The organism is Acinetobacter sp. Ac_3412 (assembly GCF_013072675.1).
Classification (GTDB): Bacteria; Pseudomonadota; Gammaproteobacteria; order Pseudomonadales; family Moraxellaceae; genus Acinetobacter; species Acinetobacter higginsii.
Genome location: NZ_LXUJ01000007.1, coordinates 225,103 through 250,679, shown reverse-complemented (window position 1 = coordinate 250,679; position 25,577 = coordinate 225,103). Strand labels below are relative to the sequence as shown.

Below are 25,577 nucleotides of genomic sequence, written 5' to 3'. Positions count from 1 at the left end.
CTCCTAACTAATAAAATACAAACCTAATTTGTGCTGTTGAACCTGTTGAATCGGGATGTGAAAATCAAAAATATCTTTGAGAATGCGTTCATCCATCATCTGCTGTGGATGACCTTGGTAGACCAATTGCCCTTCTTTCATGGCAATGATGTGATCGGCATAGACCGAGGCAAAATTAATGTCATGAATTACCACAATGATGGATTTTCCATGATTTTCAGCCAGATCTTTTAACACCTTCATAATCTGTGAAGAGTGCTTCATATCCAGATTATTCAAAGGTTCGTCCAGCAAAATATAATCGGTGTCTTGTGCCAGAATCATGGCGATATAAGCGCGCTGACGTTGACCACCTGACAGCTCACTCAATTGGCGATGGCGTAATGCTTCTAAATCCATATAGGCAATGGAGCGGTTAATCACCTCACGATCTTCTGCGGTCAAGCGTCCTTGTGAATATGGGAAGCGACCAAATGCCACCAAATCTTCAATACTCAGTCTTAACTCGGTATGGTTAGACTGTTTTAAGATGGCCAGTTTTTTTGCAATCTCGGCACTTTTCATTTGGCGTAGATCCTGTCCATCCAGCAAAACTTGTCCTTGATCAGCCTCGATTAGACGGCTCATGATCGAAAGCACGGTACTTTTTCCCGCACCATTCGGGCCAATAAAAGCAGTAAACTGCCCCTTGGCAATACTGAGTGAAAGCTCTTGTACCACCTGTTGTTGCTGATAGCTTTTGCTTAAATTCTTTAGCTCTATTGCCATTTTTTATTTTCCTTCAGTAATATCCAGAAGAAATAAATTCCACCGACAAAATTAATGATCACACTGAGCGTGGTTTTAAGATTCAATAGATGTAATACGATGAATTGCCCAATCATCAGACACAGGATGCTGACCAAAATAATGCCGACTAATAAGATGTGATGCTGATGGGTCTTGAACAGCTCAAGAGTAATGTTAAGTACCAGCAAGCCAAGGAACATCATCGGACCTGCCAAGGCTGTAGCAGAAGCAAGTGCCAGCACCACAAGGATGAGAAGCAAACGACTGGTCTTGTCATAATCTAGACCTAAGTTCAGAGCATGATCTCGTCCCAAGGCCATCACATCGAGCTTGTGGTAGTGTTTGAGGCTGTAAAATAGAATCGGCACAATGGTCAGTAAAGACAGTCCAACGGTTTCCATTTTCACCACATTAAAACTGGCAAAACCGGCATAGGCTGCAATCTGAAATTCATCAGGATCGAGTAAAACTTGAAAGAAGGTAGTCATGTTGTCGAATAAAGTCGAACAGATCAGCCCGACCAACAGCAGGAAGTAAATATTTTGCTGTGCAACTTTCTTGAAAATAAAGCGATACAACAATAAGGCAAAGCTCAGCATTAACACCAAGCTAATCAAATAATCCAAGACAAAGTTAAATGACAGCAAGGTACTGGCACCAAAGAAATAAATAATCTTGGTCTTGGATAGTTCATATAACTTATCCAATCCTAGTGCCTGCGGTGTCACGACCCGATTATTGACAATGGTATGAAACACCAAAGTCGACACACCTACAGCAACGCCTGCGACAATGATTGCGGCAATAGTTTTTAAACGCAGACCGAGTGCATATTGCCATGTCACACCTAGGCCCCAACCTAAATACAAGGCAATGCTGAGGATAGTTAAAAAGGCTAAAACAATGAGCTTGGTTTTATGTGGCATAGCGGTATCTCCTGAGCAATAACCACAGGAAAATCACACTACCAACGATGCCCATAATCAGGCTCACCGACACCTCATAGGGGTAAATCACCACCCTGCCAAATACATCACACAGCAGAACCAGCAAAGCACCGAGGAGTGCCGTATGTGATAAGGTCCGGCGGATATTGTCGCCTAGATATAAGCTGACCAAATTCGGTACGATCAGCCCAAGAAAAGGAATCGCACCCACGGTCACAATCACTACACCTGTAATCACCGAGACCAATAACAAGCCCAGAAATAAGGTCTGTTTATAATTCAGTCCAAGATTAGTGGCAAAATCCTGTCCCAAGCCTGCCAAGACAAAACGATTGGCAAAGATATAAATCAGAATCAAAACAGGAACACTGAGATAAATCAGCTCATATTGACCATTTAAAATGGTGGAAAAATCACCTTGCAACCACCCCGCCAAGTTCTGCAATAAATCCATTTGCAAGGCAATGAAAGTGGTAAAGGCTGAGATAATACTGCCGAAAATCATCCCCACCAGTGGAACAAAGACGGTATCTCGATGCTTAAGGGTTGCCAGAATGCTCATAAAGGCCATTGCCCCGATCAGTGTCACAGTTATGGCAAAACCTGTTTTTACAAAAATTGAAGCATTCGGTAGCAAGATGATCGAAACCAGTACACCTAAACGGGCACAGTCATATAAACCTGCGGTGGTTGGAGAAACAAAACGGTTGCGGCTGAGTGATTGCATAATCAAGCCACAGACACTTAGGCCCGCACCTGCCACAATAATTGCCATGAGACGTGGTAAACGACTGGTCCAGAACAGTTGCCATTCTTGAGGATTGCCAGCCCATAAACCAGCAAGACTCATCTCACCCACACCGACAAATAAGGAAATAAATGCCAATGGAAGCAATAGTAAAATTAGATAACGCCGCTTAATCATGTTGGGAGAACTTCATAGGATGCGCAAACTTAAAATAAGCTTAAAAATTACAAAACATTAAACAAGAAATTATCACAAATGATAAAGATTATTGTTAACTTTTTTAAATGAAATAACTTTTGTGTGAAGTAGCACTTAATGAACTGAACTTTTAATTTTTAATAAAAAAGCCCTAAGTCTCAGTGTTACCGAGCTTTAGAGCCGAATTGAGTGTCGCCACATCCGAATAAATGGCTAAGCATTACCAATTTATACTGAAGCATTAGGCTACATTTTTATAATAAATTTCAAATTATTCAGGAAGCTTTTCACCACAGTGTGGGCAGTAACGACACAGTTTCTTTTCCTGCTCCTGATCTTCAAGCAGCTTTTCTCTGACCAGTTGCATAATAATTTCATGGGTCTGCTCTTTGGGTAAACCGACTTTTTTGCGAATCCGTTCAATTTCCACTTGATCATGCAGCAAGTCCAAACCTTTGGCCTGGAGTACTTCCCTAAACTCTTGCTCCAGTCGCTGATTACGCATATTTAATTCATTGGCAAGGCCAGAAGCTAAAATACCCGCAGGTAAAGCAGCAATACCGACACCAAGAATGGTAATGAATGCACCAAGTATCCGACCCAAGTTAGTTACTGGTGTTACATCGCCATAACCAACCGTGGTTAAGGTAACTACTGCCCACCACATCGATTGTGGTATTGAACTAAACGCCTCAGGCTGAGCTTTGTTTTCAACTACATAAATCGCAGATGCGGTCATCACGATCATAATCACCAAGATAAAAATGACCGCTTGGAATGAGCCTTTTTCGCGTTGAATCACGCGCAATAGAATTTGCAGGGAAACAAAATATCGGGTTAGCTTGAGTAAGCGAACCAAACGTAAGACCCGTAAGAAACGCAAATCAATCGGAACAATGAAATTGAGATAAGCAGGCAAAATCGCCAATAGATCGATAATTGCCCCACCACTTTTCATCCAGCGAATCCGTTGTTTCCACGCAGCCTCTTGTGGCTCCTCCTCAACAATACTCCAGAGCCTAAGCAGGTATTCGCCACTAAAAATCATGATCGAGAGATTTTCAAAGATATCGAAATAAGGCTTGTACAGTTGATAAAATTCGTTGACGGACTCCAACAAAACCGCAGCAACGTTGCCAATAATCAAGGCAATCAATAGATAGTTTACGCAGGTACTTACCGTACTTTTATAGTCATCATTATGCAGATTGTCATAAACAAAGCGTCTTAATTGCTGCCATGAAAATTGAGTCATACCATACTTATTGTTTGATCAAGCAAGCTGAAAATGTAGCATGATGCTTTCATATTTAATAAGAGATTTTAAGTGAATGCCCTATTTTTCTCGAATTAAACAAAATCATTCGCTAACTCATTGACCTATATAACGCGGTTTCAACAAAACTTTCTTTGCAGTTTGGCGCTCGCTTCAACGATAATAAAAGCTTAGTGGTTATTTTCTTTAACGATTCATTCATAAAGAACTATAAATTTTATTAAACCCGTACAACAAGGGGAATTTACATGGGATTCAAAGCTCTCCCGACGCTGATCTCTTTATTTATTGCATTAATTATCTGGTTCGTGATTCCTGTACCCGCTGGCGTTGATCCTGATGCTTGGCATTTACTGGCGATGTTTGTCGGTGTGATTGCTGCCATTATTGGTAAGGCCATGCCGATTGGTGCGATTGCGATTATTGCCATTACATTGGTCGCCGTGACAGGTGTTACCAATGATAGTCCAAGTGGCGCCATTCAAGATGCGCTCAGCAGCTTCGCCAACCCACTGATCTGGTTGATTGGTATTTCAATCATGATTTCTAAAGGTTTACAAAAAACTGGACTCGGTGCGCGCTTAGGCTATTTATTTATCGCAGTTTGGGGCAAGAAAACCATTGGTATCGGTTATAGCATGGTACTTTCCGAGCTGATTCTTGCACCTGTTACTCCAAGTAATACCGCACGTGGTGGCGGGATTATTCACCCGATTGTCCGTGCAATTTCCACCAGTTATGACTCTGACCCTGCCAAAGGCACCGAAGGTCGTATGGGGAAATACTTAGCTTTGGTGAACTACCAAGCCAACCCGATTACGTCTGCCATGTTTATTACCGCAACCGCCCCTAACCCGTTGGTGGTTGATCTGGTAGCGAAAGCAACCAACAGTCAGATTTCCTTGAGTTGGAGTACTTGGGCACTGGCGATGCTATTACCGGGTTTGATTGCCTTGATCATCATGCCGTTGATTATGTACTGGATGTATCCACCTGAAGTCAAAGAAACCCCAAATGCGGCTCAGTTTGCCAAAACCAAGTTAAAAGAAATGGGCCCTGTCAGCAAAAATGAAATCATTATGCTGGGTGTATTTGGGATTTTACTGCTGTTATGGGCAGGCATCCCTGCCATGATTTTTGGTTCAGCTTGGGCGGTTGACCCCACCACAACAGCCTTTATTGGTTTAGGCTTACTGCTGATTACGGGTGTATTGACTTGGGAAGATATCCTGACGCAAAAAAGCGCATGGGATACCATCACTTGGTTTGCTGCCTTGGTGATGATGGCGACTTATTTAAATAAGCTCGGTTTAATCACATGGTTCTCAGGTGTGTTAGAAACTGGGATTGGTCATTTAGGTCTCAGCTGGATGCCGGCCTGTTTATTGTTAATGCTGGCTTATCTCTATGCACACTATATGTTTGCCAGTACCACGGCACATATCACCGCCATGTTCGCGGCCTTCTATACAGCTGGACTGGCGTTAGGTGCGCCACCGATGTTATTTGCCTTAATGATGGCAGCAGCGTCAAGCATCATGATGACCTTAACCCATTATGCAACGGGTACATCGCCTGTGGTATTCGGTTCAGGTTACACCACGCTGGGTGAATGGTGGAAAGCTGGCTTTGTCATGAGTGTCGTCAATATCATCATTTTTGTGGTGATTGGCGGACTTTGGTGGAAAGTGTTGGGTTATTGGTAGGATGATTTAGCTTAAAAAAAGCCCCTTACGAAGGGGCTTTTTCATGTAACTAATTTAAAGGATACTAGAAATATAAACCTACACAGCTAATAAAATGATATCAGCGTCATTAATCAGGCTTGATGTCATAAACCCAATTTCGTGCTTGTTGATCCGTCGTCGTTTCGCATACATAGTAATCTTGATGCCACGAGTCTTGATGGAAAATTTCCTTTTTGTGGTAGCTGACTTGTTTGCCATTTTCAACACAGATAAAACTGTCACCTTGATCTTTCACCGCAGAACCGTTAAGAAATCCACCAATACATAAGAAGCGGGATTGTTTCGCCATTTACTTGAATCAACTTTTAAATCATTCATTTTCGATGATTAAACGATGGACTGGTTGGAATGTAAAGTGGAACGAACAACATGTATAAATAAGTATCCATCAGACCAACTGAGTTTTGATTAAATGGATTAGTTTAATAAATTTTGTTTCGTACCCTCAATCAACTTTTCAATTGAAATCTTATTTTCTTTAAAATCGTTAAAAAGATTATATAATATACCACCTTCAACCCGAATATTCATATTGTTACCATTCAATTTTTTGTCAATTTGAATCAAACTACTATAGACTCTTTGAAATCTTTCAAAATTAAATTCTATATTCAACTTACTAACAGGAATAGGTATTTCTATATTGTACCCCTCACTATCTACCTGTAAATAGTCATCATGAATTACAGTCAATTCGCATTCTTCTTCTACAAGTTGAATTTCTTGATAAAACAAACTGTTGCTTAAATTTTGGCTCATCAAAATAGTATCTATTAGACAATGATGCACAGTATTTCTAAATTGACAGTTAAAAAGATCAAAATAAACTTTATCCTCTAAAGAATCTAGATGATTTTCAAAACTTTCTAAATAGCTTTCAATATTAGAATCTAAAAATAATTCAACATGGGCTAATTCATGTGCGATACATGATATTTTTTCCTGACTAGTTAAAGAGTCATCAATTCCGATCACCCCTGACTTTGAATCAAAAAATCCTTTATTAGATACATCCCCATTCTCTTTATATCTTACCAGTAACTTATAGTTTTTGTTCTGACATATTCCTAATATATGTTGATAATAAGTGTGCAAAGAGTCATCTTGCTGTATAAAACCTAAAATATCCATAAAAAATAAGGGCTGATTAATCAGCCCTTATTTTTAGCAAAAACAATCGATTAGGTCAATTGAGCAGCTTGGATTTTCTTGGTATCAACTTGATCAGCTTCTTTTGTATATTCACTCATCTTGTCGAAGTTCAAGTATTTGTAGATGTCAGCAGAAGCGCTGTCAATTTGCGACGCGTACTGTTGATATTCTTCTGGGCTTGGTAATTTACCAAGAACCGCAGCTACAGATGCAAGCTCAGCAGAAGCCAAGTAAACGTTTGCACCTTGACCTAAACGGTTCGGGAAGTTACGTGTAGAAGTCGATACACATGTTGTGTTCGGTGCTACACGTGCTTGGTTACCCATACACAATGAACAGCCTGGCATCTCTGTACGCGCACCAGCACGGCCATAGATGTTATACAAGCCTTCTTCCATCAATTGATGCTCGTCCATACGAGTTGGTGGAGCCAACCATAAACGAGTAGACAATGAACCACCAGGTACTTTGTCAAGTAACTGACCCGCTGCACGGAAGTGACCGATGTTGGTCATACAAGAACCGATGAATACTTCATCAATCTTGTCACCTTGAACGTCAGAAAGAAGTTTCGCGTCATCTGGATCGTTCGGGCAGCAAAGAATTGGTTCTTTGATGTCAGCAAGATCGATTTCGTAAACTTTTAAGTATTCTGCATCAGCATCTGCTTTTAACAAGCTTGGGTTATCTAACCACTTCTGCATGTTTTCAGCACGACGCGCCATAGTACGCGCATCGCCATAACCTTCTGCAATCATCCACTTCAACATGGTGATGTTAGAACGTAAGTATTCAGCAACTTTCTCTTCAGAAAGTGTGATTGAACAACCAGCAGCAGAACGCTCAGCAGATGCATCAGAAAGTTCGAATGCTTGCTCAACAGTCAAGTCATTTTCCATTTCTGATAAATCGATCTCAAGGATACGACCAGAGAAGATGTTTTTCTTACCTTTCTTCTCTACAGTTAAGTCACCCGCTTGAATCGCGTAGTAAGGAATTGCATGTACAAGGTCACGTAAAGTGATACCAGGTTGCATTTTACCTTTGAACTTAACAAGTACAGACTCAGGCATATCCAGTGGCATAACACCAGTTGCAGCTGCGAACGCAACAAGACCAGAACCCGCTGGGAATGAAATACCGATTGGGAAACGTGTATGTGAGTCACCACCAGTACCAACAGTATCTGGAAGTAACATACGATTTAACCAAGAGTGGATAATACCGTCACCTGGACGTAAAGATACACCACCACGGTTCATGATGAAGTCAGGTAATGTATGGTGAGTTGTTACGTCAACTGGTTTTGGATACGCAGCAGTGTGACAGAAAGACTGCATCACTAAGTCAGCTGAGAAGCCTAAGCACGCCAAGTCTTTTAACTCATCACGTGTCATTGGACCAGTTGTATCTTGAGAACCAACAGTGGTCATCTTAGGTTCACAGTAAGTACCAGGACGGATACCTTGGCCTTCTGCTAAACCACATGCACGACCAACCATCTTCTGAGCTTGTGTGAAGCCTTTACCAGTGTCAGCAGGTTGTACAGGTGTACGGAACAATGTAGAAGGTGCAAGACCTAATTCTTCACGTGCTTTAGTTGTCAAACCACGACCAATGATCAAGTTAATACGACCACCAGCACGTACTTCGTCTAAAAGTACAGGCGTTTTAAGCTCAGCTTCTGCAATTTGTGCACCGTCTTTGAATGCAGTTACTTTTGCAGCAGCGTGATCAATTTTCAATACAACTTCGTCGCCCATGTTCATGTTGGCAACGTCGATTTCTACAGGTAATGCACCTGCATCTTCCATTGTATTGAAGAAAATTGGCGCGATTTTAGAACCTAAGCACACACCACCATCTTTTTTGTTTGGAATGTGTGGAAGTTCGTCACCAAAGAACCAAAGAACAGAGTTCGTTGCAGATTTACGAGAAGAACCTGTACCAACAACGTCACCTACGTAAGCAACTTGGTTGCCTTTCGCGATCAATTCTTTGATTTGGTTTAATGGACCAACTTCACCTGGTTTTTCAGGGTTGATACCATCACGCTCGTTTTTCAACATTGCGTTTGCGTGTAATGGGATGTCTGGACGGCTCCAAGCATCTTGAGCTGGAGACAAGTCATCCGTATTGGTCTCACCTGTTACTTTGAACACAGTGATTTTGATTTCTTCTGGAACGTCAGCACGGCTTGTGAACCATTCTGCATCAGCCCAAGATTGTAATACCGCTTTAGCAGCAGCATTGCCTGCTTTTGCTTTGTCAGCTACGTCATGGAACGCATCAAATACAAGAAGTGTTTTCTTTAACGCTTCAGCAGCTAATTCAGCAAGCTCAGCATTGTCTAGAAGTTCAACAAGTGGTGCTACGTTATAACCACCAAGCATTGTACCTAGTAAGTAAACTGCACGTTCTTTAGATACGAGTGGAGAGGTTGCTTCGCCTTTTGCAACAGCAGCTAAGAAAGCAGCTTTTACATATGCAGCTTGGTCAACACCTGCTGGAACACGATTTTCTAGTAAATCTACTAAATAAGCTTCTTCACCTGCTGGTGGATTTTTTAATAAGGCTACGAGTTCAGCAGTTTGAGCATCATCAAGCGGCTTCGGTGGGACTCCGAGTGCGGCACGTTCTTCAACGTGTTGGCGGTAAGCTTCTAGCACAGTGTTATTCCTCTTTTTTAAAAAATTACTTGTAAGTTCCAGCTTGCTACAAGCTTTACAAGTAATGTGGACAGCAAAATTTTACTAGACTTCGCGTTAAATGTTAATGCAACTACCGTATTTCTACGTGATGCCCATTATTTTATAGCGAAATGTTCATCCCTTGGAAATACCGCTTTGGTCTTAGGTTAAAGTCTAATAAAACAATAAATTACATCCATAAAAAAAGACAAACGGTGTTGTCTTTTTTATATACACATTAAAAAAGTTTATAGTTTGGCAGCTTGTCATGTGGAGTAACCAAGCATTCTTCCATAAACTGTTTCTTTAAATTTTCACGTAATGCTTCTGGATCTTTTTTCAATTGATCAACAGGAAGTGCATAAACCGTGTCCAAAATTTTAAAGATAAATTTGCGTGTCATTTCATCTTCAATCTTTGCCGCATATTCCGTTGCTTGTTTTTGCTCAATTCCATTTTGACGATCCAACGTGATCGAACGTGCAGCGTTACCCACACTGACGCAATAGCCATGCCATTGTTCTTCAGGGGTTAACGGCTTTTTCTCAGCACAACCAGCCAAAACTAAACCTATTACAATAAACAAAACTTTTTTCATCATCATACTGCGGCTAATTTGATGCACACATCATACTGAAACTTGTTTATTTTGCAAAAGGAAGCCTTTAAAACAATGCTTTCCGTAATAAAAACATACAAATCATTTGCTACAACGCATGTTATTGCCTAACTTTTGACATTTTCCTCCATTGGCAGAGAGATATGTCGTTCCTGCGACGAGATTATAGGACTTACCTTTCGTATCCCAACATCTGACCCCATTGCAGTTTTTGACAGGGATAAGTACGTCACTTGTCGCAGTAAGATTACTTGTGGCTGTCGTGGTTGCAGTTACTGGCTTGTTTGGTGTTGTTGCTGTAGTTGCAGTCACTGTTGTGATTTTTGGCTCTTTCGGTGCCGTTCCAGTTTGAGCAGTCGGCTGTTGTACAGTGGTAGCGCTATTCTTTTTAACAGGATCGAGCTGAGGTTCTTGTCTTTGTACAGGTTGGGGCGTTGCTGAATAAGTGGTGACGCCTTTGGCATCGACCCACTTATAGTATTCCTTGGCATTGACTTGGAGTGTCGAACTAAGGAGCACTAAGCCAAGCACTGCCCAAAGCTGACCAAAAGTGACAGATTTCATTTACTTCCTCCAAAAAATGTCATAAAATCATTTATTTTCAATAAGTTATATTAATTTTATCACAGTTTTTATTTTCTAAAACCATCCGTTATGAAATCTGTTTAAAAATTAGCTCAGACCGTTAACACATCTGCCCTCATTAATTTTTATGTGAATGGTTTTTGGGGAGGTTCAAGTAATGTTACAACCATAAAAAAAGAGGAACTATTTCATCGAAATAATTCCTCTTTCTGACTCTAAACCCAATTTAAAACAGGGTTAGAAACGCCAGTTATAGAATACGTCAATTGCACGCTCTAAAGACTGACTTGCTTCCAGATATAAACGACGGTTCATCTGATAACGCAAGGTCAATTTATTCACTGGGGTAAATACACCAATACCATAACGAATAAACAGATCTGGCGTGATATAGCCTGTCAGACTCACCTGCGTATCATCACCTGTACCTTGTGCATCCAACGCCAAACCACTCAAACCAAAGGTACGACCAATCTGGTTGGTCAAGGCACGCGTACCGCCTAAGCCCATACTGATACCCGCAGCAGCAATGGTGTTATTTACATCAGACTTAAAGCCTTCAGTATTGCTTAAACCACTGTTACCTTCATTAATACGACCTGTGAGTAAGGCATTCAAGGCTTCTTGTTCAGACAAGCCAGCATCGTTATAAATTTGAATATTCGGCACGGTGGCTGTACCTGTGACACGCACCCCGACCATACTACCTTGAACCGGTTTATTGGCATCAATATCCAGTGTCGGATTCGCCAATGGTCCATTGAAACGTGCAATCGCTCGATTCAAATCAAGACTTTGGCCATAGGCTTCAATCTTCACTTTTTGACTGACACCAATCGCACCATTGGCACGCATGGCAGTTTCTAAACCACGTTGTGATAAGTGCAAACGACCAACCAATGGAATGGTACTTTCAAAACCTTGGAAAATGACTTGGTTGCCTAGAGTTACGGTCATATCGGCACGGATATCCCACGGCTTAGCCGCTTTTAAAGTCGCCAGCAAGTCTTGGCCTTGTTGAACCACACGCACATCAGGTGACAAGTTCACCACCGTTGCAGAACTTTCTGGCATCGAAATACGTGCACGTGGCACATCAATTTTCCCTTTCAGGCTTAATCTCTGATCAAAAGGATAAACATCCAAGCTTAAATCAGGTTCTACAATCGCCGTGATCATCGGTGCTTGGCGTACCAATAAGTTGTCGCCTTTCAGGGTCAGATTTAAATGTGGGTCATTCTTCCAATCAAAATTACCCTTCAAACGCCCAACACCCTGACCACTATTAAATGCGCCATCAATACTGGCAGATTGCTGGCGTATTGAGGAATAAAGCTGGATATTGCTTAAATTCACAGGCAGCGAGATCATCGAAATTGCGCCATTTTTCAAGCGCATCTCACCGACAAACTCAGGTTGAGTCAAGGTCCCATTCATTTTACCGGCCAAAGCCAAAGTCCCTGACATTGAACGTACGTCTTTAATAAACGGCTTAAACACTTTCAACTGCACATCATTAAATGCGACTTCACCACGCATTGGCATATTGGCTTGGTACGGATTAACAATTACATTGGCATAACCTGTACCAATATCTGGTGTCTTCATATCGACACGTAATAACAAACCTTCGCTGATACTTTTTGCAATCAGACTCAACTCATCATAAGTGACCGTTGTCGCAGGATCTTGTGGATCATCCGCCGCCAATCCGATTTCACCTTTCCGAGTGACTAAACGAGCATCTAGTTTAGGATGACTACCCTGTGCCCAAGACGCTTTGGCATAACCATTGAGTTGACCTGTAACTGCCAAACCTTCAGGCATAAATGCAGTAAAATCTTTTAAATCCAGATTTTTGGTAATGAAGGAGAAGCTGCCTTTGGCTTTGCTAAGACGTGCAGGCTGATCCAGACATAACTGACTGCTCGAACTCTGCCAGCAATGTTGACCAACATACAATTCCTGTTGCGTCGTGGTATAGATAATCGGCGCACTTTGGTTTTGTACCAAACTGATATTACGCGAAGTAAAGTTACCTTTTTGCAATTGGCCTAACCAGTCGTTCTTCGGATTAAAACCACCCGCAAGTTGCAGATAGAAATTCGATTGACGGTTTTTGCTCTCCACCTTCAACACATGTGCCTTGCGTGTTCCGGCCAAGTTTACTGTCGCTTGTTCAATTTCACGATTGCCATTACGCAAACGATCTAAAGTTGCAGTCAGTTGTGTTGGTGTGGTCTCTGAGGTCGGTAATTCACCCTGTACTCGTAACGATCGAATCGTCACCAGATCATTAAAGGCAAAATTATCAACCATCATATTTGCCGTTGCTTTTAAGCGTGGCTGCGACTGTACATTTAAGCTACCATATGCACGACCACGTAAGCCCGGGTAAAGCTCATATAAGGCAGGCGCATTCAACTTAATACGTAAGTTTTGCGCATTGCCTGTGGCTTGCAACTGGTTCTGTGCATAGGCAAAGAATAAGTCATTGGCTTCGAATTGTTGTGGCAAGAAACCTTCTTGGTTTGAATCAAGCAATAAACTCAGATTACCGCGACCACGAATTGGTTTGTTATTCAGGAAACCTGCAACATTGAGCTGACGGATATCAATACGTTTCAGTTTATCCGACCAAACACCAAGTGTTTTAACTCGTCCAGAGACTTCACCTTTGACACTTGATACGAAATATTGCGGTTTAAAACGTACTAGCGAGGCATCAATATCCCAACCTAGTTTATCTTTAAGATTGACTGCACCCGTTGCAAAGATTTTTCCTGCCACACCATCATGATTAAGTTCATTGATCTTGATGTAATCAGGCGTACCTGCAACCTTAATCTTTAATACACCATTACCCTGATTCAAAGCATTTAAAGAGCCATTATAATCCACGGCAAAACTTTTAAAGCCGCCACCTGCTTTTTCATCATTAAAAATCAAGGCAGCCGTACTTTTCCCTTTTAGGGCAATGGTTTCTGTTTTATTGTCTTGTGGTAATTGCCCTGTTAAATCAATCTGTTCAAGCTGAATAATTTGTTGATTCGGTTTGGCAAAACCAGTTGCTTTTATTTCACCATTTAATAAGTTAATCGGTGCAGCAGCGGCAACTGTTTGCGGATTAAAATCCTGAGCTTTAAGCTGAGCTTGCCATGAAAGCTGTTGCTTTTCGGTAGGCAACTTAACTTTGGCCTGTCCCGACAAGCTGCCTTTTTCCGCCTCATAACGGAAGCTTTCCACATCTAATAGATCGCCTTTTACATCTAAACGTGCATCATATTTTCCTGTTGGTAACAAAGCTTGCTCATGAGGACGAATCGTTGTTGTGAGATAGATATCTTGCTGACCTTCTTTTAAGGTCAGGTTAGTATGACCTTCTTCACTGCTGAGCCAGCCAATATATGGCATGGCACGATCAATCCCTTTCCATGAAACATCCAACAACATCGGTTGTGCTTTATTATCTTTTTCTTCCGCTTGGTCTAGCTTAACCGCCCAAGTTTCAAATTTATCAAATGCAAGTTGTGCGTTCAGCACCAAGCCTTTTTCCATTGAACCTGTAGAACTTAAATTCGCATCCAAGTTTGGTGGCAAGAAATCTTGTGCAATTTGCGGTACGGTTTTGTCTTTCGGGTCTAAGCGCTCTAAGCGACCTTTAACATCCCAAGACACATGATCATGCCAGTTTACAAAACCCAGTAAGCTGACCACACCGCCCATCAACTGGCCATTAAACTCACGGATATTCAATTGGTGAGTTAAATCAGTATCCATCTGTGCTGTATATTGACCCTCCGGCACTTGCTCGCCTTTTAGGTCTGTATCCAACGTTAAAATCAGTTTTTGGATATCCCCATTAAATTTCGCAATACCATCCTTAGCAAACAACTTTTGATCTTTCAGTAATGGCAAATGATAGTTTTTAAAGAATAACTCACCATTCATCGGTACATGATCACGAACTGGATGGACGACTGCCCAACCTGTGAGCAGGTCTGGGGTACGTGTTGCAAATCCTACTTTTAAGGTATCTAAAGAACCTCTAGCAGCAACTTTAATGACATCAATATCTAGGCTTTTGAGTGATGGAATAATCAGATCTGCTTTGGCATTGATTGGATATTTTCCACTAAAGTCCATTTCTCCCGTTGCATTTTGGACGGCCAAATACTCCATTTTCATGCGAGAGTCTTTGAACTTTAATTTTGTTTCTGACCATAAAGCATCTTTTAGATAGATATCGCTAAAATCGACTTTAGATGTTGTGGTTTGAAGTTGCAAATGGTCTAGGCTGGCTTCATCAACACGCAATACAAAAGGAAGTTTGATTGGATCAAATCCAAAAGGTTTACCTGATGGTGGTTTCTTATCAAGAATTTTTAGATTACGAACATCGGCATGGCTAAGGTGTACTTCTTTCTTAAGAATCGCTCTCCACCCTAAAGATACATCGGCACGGTCTAAAGAAACGTCAATTCCTTCCAGTCGTACCAACACATTTTTTAAGATAATGCCTGAAAGCAGATTACCGCTTTCATATTCGTATTTAATGGTTTTCTGGCTTTGAAGTACACGGTCTAATAGAAAACGGCTCCCCTTATCCGTTGACATCATCACAACCAAAGAGCTGACCAATAATAAAAGAATGATCAGCACAATCAGCACAACATTTCGAGCAATGCGCCGCGGTGGTCTTGGTTTTGTTGGAGGGGTAAGTTGCTGTTCTACTTCCGTCATAATCAACCCGAGATTGTTTGCCCTGATCAAACACAGGGCTAAAAAGTTTTAAAGCTGTGGACCAATAAAGAAATGCAATCGAATTGGATTGTTATCATTAGAAATACCAGATGCGATATCTAATCGAATTGGTCCAATTGGTGATCTCCAGCGGATACCTACACCCACACTATATTCTGTTGGGTTGCTAAATTGTTTGTCATAAGCGTTACCGAAGTCCGAGAACACAGCAGCACGCCAGCCATCTTTAAATTGATAATTATATTCTATAGAGCCAACCCCTAAGGCTTGACCGCCTATCTTATAGCCGTTTTCTTCAGGTGATAAGCTCTTATAGTCGAAACCACGCAAAGACTGATCACCACCGGTAAAGAAGCGCAAGTTATAAGGAACTTTATTAAAGTCATCGGTGAAAATATAACTTGCATCGCCACGACCGACAAATTGATGATTGTCGTTTTCACCCAATGAATAGATGAAGCGCCAACCAGCACTTACAATTGCCATATTGGCATCAGAGAGTAAAGATTCAGTCCCCAATTCCACTTTATAAGTCTGTTTAAATCCACGGGTTGGATTTAAACGGGTATTGGTATTAGTTTTTGATGCCTCATAACCCAAGAGCAAAGATTCTTGCTCAGAATCAATTCCCGAAACTTTAAACGCATCGGGTAACTCATCGACATTGACATCACCTTTTTTGGTTAAACGATCTAAACGATAACGTAAGCCAAACGTATGTTGCCAATCACCCAATGGATTCTTAATTACACGCTCACCACCCAGTACCGCAGATTCAACCAATAAATTTATATCTGGACCAATGTCATCACGGGTTTCACGCTCATAACCGCCGACAAGGTTAAAGTAATCATTCAAGGGATGCTTATATGGAATACTATAACGACCATCAATCGATTGACGGATTTCTGAAACCTCAACGTTAGCATCAAAAGAATGACCATATTTATTGACGATAGCACGACGATACTGACTACGAATACGTGCACCCGTATCTGTCCCATAACCAATACCAGTTTCAAGACTATTTAAACGATCAGCATTCAGCGTCACCACAACAGGAATTTTACGTTCTACCCGTGCTTGCTCTTCGAGTTTTTGACGCTCTTCATCGTCATCATCATGTGCAGGGGGCATTGGCATTGAACGAGCCAAAGCATAAGGTTGCGCAGGTTCAGCACCTGAGAATTGCGATTCATCTACCACGTCCTGCGTCACTTCTTGTGCTGAGGTAATTTTTGCACGCGCAAGATCTGCTTTCTGTTGACTGCTCATCAATTGCGACTCTTGCACACGTTGCTGATCAACTAAAGCCTGTAAGTCTGGCGGTAAATCTAAAGGTGGTTGAATCGCATCTGGCTTGATCGTATCAACCAAAGTATAGTTAAAATAACGGCTGTTGGTTAAGTTATTTGCCAAGACATTGACACGCCAGAAAGCATAATCATCATCTTCTTTCCAAGGCGCCAAACTGTCTAGTACCTTCTGAGTGAGTGGCAATGGCTTGCTTGGATCACTCATCCGATACTCAACTTGCTTTAACTTATAGCGCTCGCCCGTTTCATAATTTAAATTAATTTCCGCAGTTTTCTCTGGTTGAGTGATTTTGACATCATGCAATCGCCAAAATGCATCGAAATAACCGTTATCCGATGCCACCGTGGTAATTTTGGTTTTGGTTGCTTCATAAGCACCATGATTAAAAATATCACCGACATCTTGCTCTGGAATTAATCGAATCACTTGGAATTGCGGCGTATTGGCACCTGCACCAGTAAATTCAATATTTTGTTCTTTAATCTTTACAGGTTCATTCGGCACCACAATGACTTTCACTTTGCTTTCACTTTCTTTCACAAAGGTATAAGTGGCATTGTAATAGCCTACTGCTTGCGCTGCCTGATTGGTCAAAGCACGTAATTGCGGTAAGGCAACATTAAAATCTTCAAAGGATTCTTGAGTAAAGCTAGATAGTTTGGCTTTGATATTCAGTGCCAAAATCGCAGGCGCACCTGTTACATCCGCGGAAATACGTGGAATTTTATCGGTATTGAGTAAATTATCTGGACGGAAACGATTCACAATGCGCTTAAAAAATCCAACTTTTTCCTGTGGTTGATCAGATTTAGGCTGCAAATCAGCCAATGTTTTACCTGTTTCATTGGCTTCAACCACAATCTTACTATCGGCTTGGATTTCACCCATTAACTGGTCAATATTCAGCGGGGCTTGCTTAATTTCCGTAAGTTCTGTCTGAGATGCATCCGTGATGATTGGCTCAGGATTCTTTGCAGTATGCTCACGATAGGCTTGCGCTTCGTTTTTCGCATCTTCAGCAACACGGAAGATCTCATTTGCCATCCCCTGATCCACTGGGATCACAGGCAGATTTTCTAAATTGTCATCCAACTGAATCGGTTTCAATTCGTTAATTTGATGAGTGGATTGTTCTTGTTCTTTTAACGCAGCCAAACTGTCTTGCCCAGGCAGCACCCCTTGATCCGCAAGATTGATTGCTGGAGTTGTCGGTGCGGCCGCTGCAACGGCCAGTTCGACTGGTTGTTCCGTCTGTTCAACTGCCTGATTTTCAGACACAGCTGGATTTTGTTCTTGCGCATAAGCAACTGATATACAAGAACTAATCAAAAAACCACTACAAATAAGTTTAGGAAAACCCTGCATTTTAAAAATTAAATGCATAGAATGAACCAGTGTCGACTGTTTAAACTTCGTTTTAGATGGCATGTAAAACTCTAAATTTGTTTTTTAATTTATCGTTTTTGATGGGTGAAATAACTTCAAATCTTTGATTTTTCATCCAATCAGACCTAGGTATCATACATGCATTTCATCACATTTTTACAGTTCGTCACATTTTTTTATAAATCACAATGAAGTGAACACACGATGAAACAAGACGAGCACTTAATGACTTCGCGTCGGTTCGCCCCGATGTTTTTCACTCAGTTCTTTGGCGCACTTAATGATAATGTTTATAAGCAAGCGTTGCTGTTAGTTATTACCTATGGCTGGATTCAACAACAAAGCGCCCCTGTCAGTACCCTCAATAATTTAGCTGCTTTATTGTTTATTTTGCCCTACTTCTTTTTTTCGGCAACTGCAGGCCAAATCGCGGATAAATACGAGCGCTCACAACTGATCCGCTTTATTAAAATATTAGAAATCGTAATCATGTTGATTGGTACTGCTGGCTTCTTGCTTGGGAATTTGTGGTTACTGTTGTTCGCCTTGTTTTTAATGGGTACTCACTCAACCTGTTTTGGGCCAATCAAATATGCGATTTTGCCTGAAATTTTAAAGCCGCAAGAGCTCATGTCAGGCAACGCCTTGTTCCAGTCTGGTACTTCCATTGCGATTTTACTCGGGATGATTTTAGGTGGTGCCGTGATTGCATCTTCAGAAGGTAATCTGTTATGGATCAGTGTTACCGTTGTAGCGATTGCATGCTTAGGCTATTTATGCAGTCGATTTATTCTGCCTCAGAAAGTCGCCGCACCCGATTTAAAAATTGACTGGAACTTTATTCGCACCAGTTTTCAAACCATTAAATATGCCAAAAGTATCCCCATCGTATTTGTAATTTTGCTAGGCAACTCATGGTATTGGTTCTATGGCGCAACCTACCTAACCCAAATTCCGCAACTGACGCAACAAAACCTACATGCTTCAGAAAATGTGGTGAGCCTATTACTTACCTTTTTCTCGGTCGGCATTGGTGTCGGTTCTTTACTTTGCCGAAAAATTGGTGGGTCAGACATTAATATCAAGATGGTGCCTTATGGTGCAATTGGTTTAACCGTTTTCGCACTATATCTGGCAGCAAGCCTTGCTTTTGTACCTGAGCGTACGGGCGACTTACTCAGCTTAAAAGATATGTTTACACTCGGTGCAGTCTATTATCATGTGATGTTGGCAGTAACTTTGCTGGGCATTAGCGGTGGATTTTATATCGTTCCACTCTATGCCATGATGCAGGCCTATTCACCACGCTCACACCGAGCACGAGTTGTGGCAGCAAATAATATTTTAAATGCTGTATTTATGGTCTCTTCCGCAGTTTTTTCGATTTTAATCTTAAGCATTTTAAAAATTGATATTAAAATCTTATTTACCATTACCGCTGTTTTAAGTGCAATTTTTTCATTTTGGTTATTAAAACGCCTAAAACCTTTATTGGAAAATGCTCCCAATACTTTAGAGGATTAATCTATGCGTCATTACACAGGTCTCGATAAAATGATTCATTCGTTTGATCAAGCCTTACGTAGTTTGGTACCAGGTGCAACCAGTGCACAACGAACGAATCCTGCCAGTGATGAACCGTCACAACTTTGTGTCAGTGATGCCCGTCATGTTGCAGGCTTGATGCGCGTTAATCACAGTGGTGAAGTCTGTGCTCAAGCGCTTTATCACGGTCAGGCACTCACTGCAAAATTGCCGCATGTTCGTGAGGAGATGCAGCAGGCCGCAATTGAAGAGCAAGACCATTTAGCTTGGTGCGAAGATCGCTTAAAAGAACTGGATAGCCACACCAGTGTGTTAAATCCAATTTGGTATGGTTTATCTTATGGTATGGGTGCGATTGCAGGGATTGCAGGCGACAAATACAGCTTAGGTTTTGTCGCAGAAACTGAACGTCAAGTTAGCCAGCACCTACAGGAACACATTCAACAACTTCCCGCACATGATGAACGTTCACGTAAAATTTTAGTCCAGATGAATGAAGATGAATTGCATCATCGCGATACCGCTTTAGAAGCTGGCGGTGTGGACTTACCTGCACCTGTGCGGATTACCATGACTGCCATTTCAAAACTCATGACTAAAACCAGTTATTATCTTTAAGTTATCTAAGGGAATTATTGCGAGGTAATTCCCTTTTACTTTGCAGCACTTAATCAAGCCTAACGAAATACAATTTTGCCTTTATCGGTTGAATAACGGTCACTCCAAAAGCTTTGCGACTGCTTGTCTAAATCGGTAAAAATCGTGTAATCGATTTTACCCTGTCTGAAACTTAGCTGATCATTCTTCTTTACTGCAATGACACGCGTATCATTGACCCAAACCCGCTGCTGCTGATCAATTTTAATCACAGCCAAAGCGGTGCCATCTGATCTTTCCGCAATCCACTGTGGTTGCTGCGTTGTTGCTGATGCACTCGGGCTTGATACGTCTACCGTCTGCTCGACAAAACCCGCCTTGCTATTTTCCTCTTTGTTTTTCGTTATATCACAGCCCTGTGCTTCACTAACTTGGGTACAACCCGATTGTTCTAATTGTTGTCGATACTTGGCATCAATTGCATAGGCTGAGTTCATGCTGCCATAGAGAACAATCCCCAGGGCAATAAGTAACTTGGCTTGCATAAATAATTCCTTCATTATTCGCTTGTTATCTATTTAAACATCCCTGTATACATGCGTATGTAACTCAAATGTGTTTCATCTCAAACAAAAATCCATGGGCTTAGCCATGGATTTTTTTTAAATCATCACTCAAGCATCACTACTTAATACAAACCATGTTCAGCCTTAAAGCGTTCTAAATCTCTGACAGCCTGATGATAACGTGACTGTACCCAACTACTATTGATACGTAGATCATATAAACGTTTTTGATAATCATCCCGAACTTTGCTTGAAAGGTCTTTCCGCTCCAGCTCTTTCAAATAACGGTTCATATCATTTTGAGAGCGATTAAACTCTGAATCTGCTTGATAATACTCATAGGCGACTTGATAGTAGCTGCGCAAGGATTTACGTTTTTCGATTGGACAAACACGAATATCACCTCGTCCTTCGAGCGCTTCACTAAAAATAATTTCTGGTCGGCAATAATAGCCTAGACCTTTTTGATAGCCTTGTTCATAGAGCTTTTGATTGGGCACAATATTGGCTTTTTGACAGGAAGAATAATATTTGTCTAAACGGGATTCATGCCCATCGGAGCCATCTCTTTCGCCCACATTAAACCAATTTGCTGTTTTGCATTGCTCGACACTCATGGCCGCACAACCCGAAAGTAAAACCGTTAAAGTCGATAAAATTAAAATAAGTTTCATAAAAAACTTCCTATTATTATAGTGTTACTTGATTAAAGTATTACATTGTAATGACAGGATACTGCGTACTTTCAAGATAGGCTAAATCTGCATGCTGCCATAAATCATATAAAGGAATTTTTACATCCAAAGCCAATGGTAACTTTTTTGGATTAAATTGCATATGATCTAAAGTTTCACCCCACGCAATCACATCAATATCCAAACTAATATGATGTGACGGGCGAACTCGACCAGACTGCATTTCTAATTGTTTAAGGATTTCTGTCACTTCATCGACACAAAGGCGACTCTTTAATAGGCAGGCAGAATTCCAATAATCAGCCCCGATCCCGTCTCGACATGGAATTTCATAAATCGGAGAAAATTCCACTGTGCCCAAACGTGAGAGCTGCTCATAGGCAAAAGTGAAATTTTGTTGCTGCTGGACATTACTCGCCAGTGCGAGCGCAAAAATTGTTTCTGTTGCGTTCAAGGCGAATTCCTACTGCATTGGCTTGTGCAATGATGGCGGGTTTGCGAATGGTAATACTGATCGAGTTGATCGAGGGGAAAGTCGTAAATAGACATTCAAGTACCAATTGTGCGGCGTGCTCAATCAGTTTCGGTTTCGCCTCTTGTATGACTTGGGCTGCAAGCTCACAAAGCTGCGCATAGTTGAGCGTATCTTCTAGCTCATCCGAATGGGCAGCGTGTGATAGATCATTATGAATGGTGAGATCTAGCATTAAAGGTTGAATAATCTGGCGTTCCCAAGTGAAACAGCCAACCACAGTATCAACCTTCAACCCTTCAATTATAATGGCATCCATAATGACCTAATGAACCGATAAATAAATTAATGCTTTAAAAACGAAGCAGGTTCAATATTGTGAACCATTTTTAAACGTTGGTCAGCATAAATATCGGTATATGGTGCGAGAACACGCATGAAACGATCAAAATATAGCATTTGCTTGAATAACAAAGCGAAGTCACGCGGGAATTTGATGCCGTGACGCTCACCTACAGCCACCATATCCATCATGATGTCATTCAAATCTGCAGGATTGGAGCTGAGAATTTCTTGCGGATCTGCCAATAACACACCACTAAACAAACGCTCTAAATCATCAGCCAAGACTTGGGTATCAATTTTCTGATGAGTCATGCCCATTTTCAGCATATTTTCAGCCATTGCGTTGTAATTGGTATGTTGTAAAGCATCCATAAATGCCATACATGCTGTCCACACCTCAGGGTTTAGCTGCCCAACAATACCGAAATCAATAAAACCAATACGCCCATCTTCAAGCAGCATCAGATTGCCTGCATGTAAATCCGCATGGAAACTCTTACATAGCATTAAACTGCCAAACCACGTATTCATGGCCGTAATCAAGACTTGTGTCGGGTCTTTGGCGTATTGTTTCACCACATCAAAGTCAGTCAATGACACACCATATAAACGCTGCATAGTGAGCACACGGCGAGTCGAAAACTGGTGATAAACTTTTGGTGCAGTTGCCGCTTGGTTACCTGACACATTCAAGTACTGAATGAAGTCATCTAGGTTCTGAGCCTCTTCAATAAAATCGACTTCACGGACCATACGTGTTTTGATCTCATCTACAATTTCAGAAAGCGATGCAAACTTGATTTTTGGTACAGCTTTTTCTAAAAGTTTTGTCGCCCAATGCACTACATTTAAGTCGGTATATAAAATGGTTTCGACACCCGGTTTTTGAACCTTTAACACCACATCTTCACCCGTGACTAGTCGAGCGGCATGGACTTGTGCAATTGAGGCTGAAGCCAAAGGTTTTTCATCAATAAAACTGAAAATTTCATTGAGATTGCGGCCTTCAAACTCTTCTGCCAATACTTTTTGAATATAGCTAAATGGTAAGGTCGGGGTTTGATCTAAACAGCCTTGGAATTCCTGAACATATTCGCGCGGGAATAAAGACGGTGTACTGGCAATAAATTGTCCCAGTTTGATATAAGTCGAACCAAGCGACTCAAAGGTCTCACGCATAAGTTTGGCGTTGCTTGGTTTTTCAGTTGCATATTTCACACCTGCTTGTGCTGCAACCACCACTGTTTCACCAATACGTGCAACAGATCGTAATCCATCGAATAAAATATTTCTTTTCATAATCTTTCTTGCCTCACAGATGGCATTAGTTTAGCAAATTTTGCTCAATTTACCGATCAAGTTTCCTGACAAACTGGACAATTTACATCTTTTTCAAATTTAAGAATGCGTTGCGATAGATTTAAGCCGTTCCAAAGCAACAATTTTTGCTTAAGTGGGGTCAAACCCAAGCCTAAAAACAGCAAAGTGTGATGTGCTTGTAATGACGCTATCATTACAGGTGTGGTTGCCAATACGCCTGACTCTGCACAGCGTAGCCCTTCATTGGCATGCTCTTCTTTCGGAAACAAACATTCATAACAGGCTGAATCCGATTCCACCATAAACATCTGCCCTTCAAAACCAATGGCTGACGCACTGATCAGTGGGACTTGATGTTTTTTACACACCGCATTGACCAGATAACGGGTTGTAAAATTATCACAACCATCTAAGACTACATCTTGATGCTGTACGAGTTCATCAGCATTCGTTTCATCAAATCGTATATTTTGATAGCTGGCCTGTATATGCGGATTAATGTCTTGTAGATGTTTGGCCAATATTTCGGCTTTGTACCGACCTAAATCATTTGCTGTAAATGCGATTTGTCTTTGTAGATTACTTATTTCAATGGTATCAGCATCGACAATCGTAATCTTGCCCACACCTGCGCGTGCCAATAGCTCGGCACTGGTACAGCCAATTCCGCCTGCACCGATAATCAGTACATTGGCGAGTTTTAATTTTTCTTGTGCTTCGATATCCCAACCATCTAATAAAATCTGACGACTATAGAGATGCATTTCCTCATTGCTTAGCTCAAATTCGTTTTCTAAATGGTCTGACACGTGACTTGCTTCTTTATCATCAAGGGTAATGCTGATTTTAAGTCGATGTAGGATTTGAGGAAAGTAATAAATTGGAACGAACATTGTTTTCTTTTGACAAAAAGCTATTTTTACCCCAATATTTTTCTTACTCTTTAACAGCTTAATAAAATCAATAAGTTACCATATCAGTTAAAAACTTTGGGTATTTCTGCCTTTTTGGATATAACTTGATGTTTTAGCTTATATTATTTTCATTATTTTATAGTTCATGACGGCATACGTCATTTAGAAAGAGAGAATTAATTGATCTTGGTTATGCCACACGTTCATGACGGCATACGTCATTTAGAAACAATGCAGAACGGTTGCGCTTAATGACGTTAAGTTCATGACGGCATACGTCATTTAGAAATTGGTCGTTTTGTGCAATGAATTTGGCGTCATGTTCATGACGGCATACGTCATTTAGAAAATACTTTAAACTGATCAGCCGCACCAAGATAAGTTCATGACGGCATACGTCATTTAGAAAGTTTGTCAAGCTCGTAGAAATTGACTTTAACCGTTCATGACGGCATACGTCATTTAGAAAAACAAATATTTTTAAATGAATGATCTATCCCCGTTCATGACGGCATACGTCATTTAGAAAATGCTTTGTTTTCATTGATATAACAAATGAATGTTCATGACGGCATACGTCATTTAGAAATGTCTATGGCAAGCGTTGGCTCATTGATAATGGTTCATGACGGCATACGTCATTTAGAAAAAGAGATTCAGAATTTAGACAATCCAACTGCGGTTCATGACGGCATACGTCACATAAATTAATGTTCTAACTGGAGATAAGATTTAAACTGAAAACCACGATGTATCAAAGCGTTTAAAGAAATAGGAAATCGAATTCTGGCAGTTTGTAATACGTGAAGAACCCATGTTTTTTCAGCTAAAAATTCAAATAAGATTTTATCATCACATATCCTAGGGCCAGTAAAGATATCAGTCTGATAAGCCAGCCCTATCC

At 41.0% G+C, this 25,577-nt stretch carries 20 protein-coding genes and 1 CRISPR repeat array; of the genes, 3 read left to right on the top strand and 17 right to left on the bottom strand.

Features of this window, described 5'->3' with window-relative positions:
• Window positions 1-3 precede the first annotated feature (3 nt).
• From A7P54_RS04570 to A7P54_RS04555, 4 genes are all read right to left on the bottom strand, one after another.
• Window positions 4-768, bottom strand: a complete 765-nt coding sequence (locus tag A7P54_RS04570) for an ATP-binding cassette domain-containing protein (RefSeq protein WP_171548802.1) — start codon at window positions 766-768, stop codon at window positions 4-6.
• Window positions 759-1,715: an iron chelate uptake ABC transporter family permease subunit gene (locus A7P54_RS04565; RefSeq protein ID WP_171548801.1), complete on the bottom strand. Its 957-nt coding sequence runs from the start codon at window positions 1,713-1,715 to the stop codon at window positions 759-761. Before A7P54_RS04565 ends, A7P54_RS04570 begins: the two co-directional genes overlap by 10 nt.
• Entirely contained in the window at window positions 1,705-2,661 is a 957-nt protein-coding gene (locus A7P54_RS04560) for an iron chelate uptake ABC transporter family permease subunit (protein WP_171548800.1), read from the bottom strand. The genes A7P54_RS04565 and A7P54_RS04560 overlap by 11 nt, the downstream gene beginning before the upstream one ends.
• A gap of 292 nt (window positions 2,662-2,953) precedes the next feature.
• The gene (locus A7P54_RS04555) at window positions 2,954-3,937 is read right to left on the bottom strand and encodes an ion transporter (RefSeq protein WP_004806485.1); all 984 of its coding nucleotides are present in this window, start codon (window positions 3,935-3,937) and stop codon (window positions 2,954-2,956) included.
• Window positions 3,938-4,206: 269 nt separating this feature from the next.
• Here A7P54_RS04555 and A7P54_RS04550 point away from each other — a divergent pair, with 269 nt between their 5' ends.
• A complete protein-coding gene (locus A7P54_RS04550; protein ID WP_171548799.1) occupies window positions 4,207-5,664 on the top strand; it encodes a DASS family sodium-coupled anion symporter in 1,458 nt (485 codons plus the stop codon).
• A 109-nt stretch (window positions 5,665-5,773) separates the two neighbouring features.
• Here the strand turns inward: A7P54_RS04550 and A7P54_RS04545 are convergent, their stop codons facing one another.
• The 7 genes from A7P54_RS04545 to A7P54_RS04515 all read right to left on the bottom strand — a co-directional run bounded on the left by A7P54_RS04545 (window position 5,774) and on the right by A7P54_RS04515 (window position 18,261).
• A complete protein-coding gene (locus A7P54_RS04545) occupies window positions 5,774-5,995 on the bottom strand; it encodes a hypothetical protein (RefSeq protein ID WP_004806481.1) in 222 nt (73 codons plus the stop codon).
• Window positions 5,996-6,123: 128 nt separating this feature from the next.
• Window positions 6,124-6,837 carry an ImmA/IrrE family metallo-endopeptidase gene (locus tag A7P54_RS04540; RefSeq protein ID WP_171548798.1) on the bottom strand — a complete coding sequence of 238 codons (714 nt, stop codon included), beginning with the start codon at window positions 6,835-6,837 and terminating at the stop codon, window positions 6,124-6,126.
• Window positions 6,838-6,887: 50 nt separating this feature from the next.
• Window positions 6,888-9,527 carry a bifunctional aconitate hydratase 2/2-methylisocitrate dehydratase gene (locus A7P54_RS04535; RefSeq protein ID WP_005187778.1) on the bottom strand — a complete coding sequence of 880 codons (2,640 nt, stop codon included), beginning with the start codon at window positions 9,525-9,527 and terminating at the stop codon, window positions 6,888-6,890.
• Between the two features lie 259 nt (window positions 9,528-9,786).
• Complete coding sequence (locus tag A7P54_RS04530) at window positions 9,787-10,146, bottom strand: hypothetical protein (RefSeq protein WP_171549199.1); 360 nt, start codon at window positions 10,144-10,146, stop codon at window positions 9,787-9,789.
• 102 nt (window positions 10,147-10,248) lie between these two features.
• A complete protein-coding gene (locus tag A7P54_RS04525; protein ID WP_171548797.1) occupies window positions 10,249-10,731 on the bottom strand; it encodes a DUF4124 domain-containing protein in 483 nt (160 codons plus the stop codon).
• Between the two features lie 258 nt (window positions 10,732-10,989).
• A complete protein-coding gene (locus tag A7P54_RS04520) occupies window positions 10,990-15,495 on the bottom strand; it encodes a translocation/assembly module TamB domain-containing protein (protein WP_171548796.1) in 4,506 nt (1,501 codons plus the stop codon).
• Between the two features lie 48 nt (window positions 15,496-15,543).
• On the bottom strand, window positions 15,544-18,261 hold the full coding sequence (locus tag A7P54_RS04515) for an autotransporter assembly complex family protein (protein ID WP_171548795.1): 2,718 nt from the start codon (window positions 18,259-18,261) through the stop codon (window positions 15,544-15,546).
• Between the two features lie 162 nt (window positions 18,262-18,423).
• Between A7P54_RS04515 and A7P54_RS04510 the strand changes: the two genes are divergently transcribed.
• Both A7P54_RS04510 and coq7 read left to right on the top strand, forming a co-directional pair.
• Window positions 18,424-19,743, top strand: coding sequence for an MFS transporter (locus A7P54_RS04510; RefSeq protein WP_171548794.1), 1,320 nt, complete (start codon window positions 18,424-18,426; stop codon window positions 19,741-19,743).
• A 3-nt stretch (window positions 19,744-19,746) separates the two neighbouring features.
• Window positions 19,747-20,382, top strand: coding sequence for a 2-polyprenyl-3-methyl-6-methoxy-1,4-benzoquinone monooxygenase (gene coq7 / locus A7P54_RS04505; RefSeq protein WP_159883275.1), 636 nt, complete (start codon window positions 19,747-19,749; stop codon window positions 20,380-20,382).
• A 59-nt stretch (window positions 20,383-20,441) separates the two neighbouring features.
• Here the strand turns inward: coq7 and A7P54_RS04500 are convergent, their stop codons facing one another.
• From A7P54_RS04500 to A7P54_RS04475, 6 genes are all read right to left on the bottom strand, one after another.
• Window positions 20,442-20,906, bottom strand: a complete 465-nt coding sequence (locus tag A7P54_RS04500; RefSeq protein ID WP_171548793.1) for a hypothetical protein — start codon at window positions 20,904-20,906, stop codon at window positions 20,442-20,444.
• A 143-nt stretch (window positions 20,907-21,049) separates the two neighbouring features.
• On the bottom strand, window positions 21,050-21,601 hold the full coding sequence (locus A7P54_RS04495; protein ID WP_171548792.1) for a DUF2799 domain-containing protein: 552 nt from the start codon (window positions 21,599-21,601) through the stop codon (window positions 21,050-21,052).
• Window positions 21,602-21,641: 40 nt separating this feature from the next.
• Window positions 21,642-22,076, bottom strand: coding sequence for a 2-amino-4-hydroxy-6-hydroxymethyldihydropteridine diphosphokinase (locus A7P54_RS04490; protein ID WP_171548791.1), 435 nt, complete (start codon window positions 22,074-22,076; stop codon window positions 21,642-21,644).
• Window positions 22,033-22,413 (bottom strand): dihydroneopterin aldolase, encoded by a 381-nt coding sequence (gene folB / locus A7P54_RS04485; RefSeq protein ID WP_171548790.1) that lies wholly within the window; start codon window positions 22,411-22,413, stop codon window positions 22,033-22,035. The genes A7P54_RS04490 and folB overlap by 44 nt, the downstream gene beginning before the upstream one ends.
• 26 nt (window positions 22,414-22,439) lie before the next feature.
• Complete coding sequence (locus A7P54_RS04480) at window positions 22,440-23,738, bottom strand: AarF/UbiB family protein (RefSeq protein ID WP_004806458.1); 1,299 nt, start codon at window positions 23,736-23,738, stop codon at window positions 22,440-22,442.
• Between the two features lie 56 nt (window positions 23,739-23,794).
• A complete protein-coding gene (locus A7P54_RS04475) occupies window positions 23,795-24,568 on the bottom strand; it encodes a ThiF family adenylyltransferase (protein WP_171549198.1) in 774 nt (257 codons plus the stop codon).
• 246 nt (window positions 24,569-24,814) lie between these two features.
• A CRISPR array of direct repeats spans window positions 24,815-25,382; the repeat unit is 28 nt; unit sequence GTTCATGACGGCATACGTCATTTAGAAA.
• Window positions 25,383-25,577 lie beyond the last annotated feature (195 nt).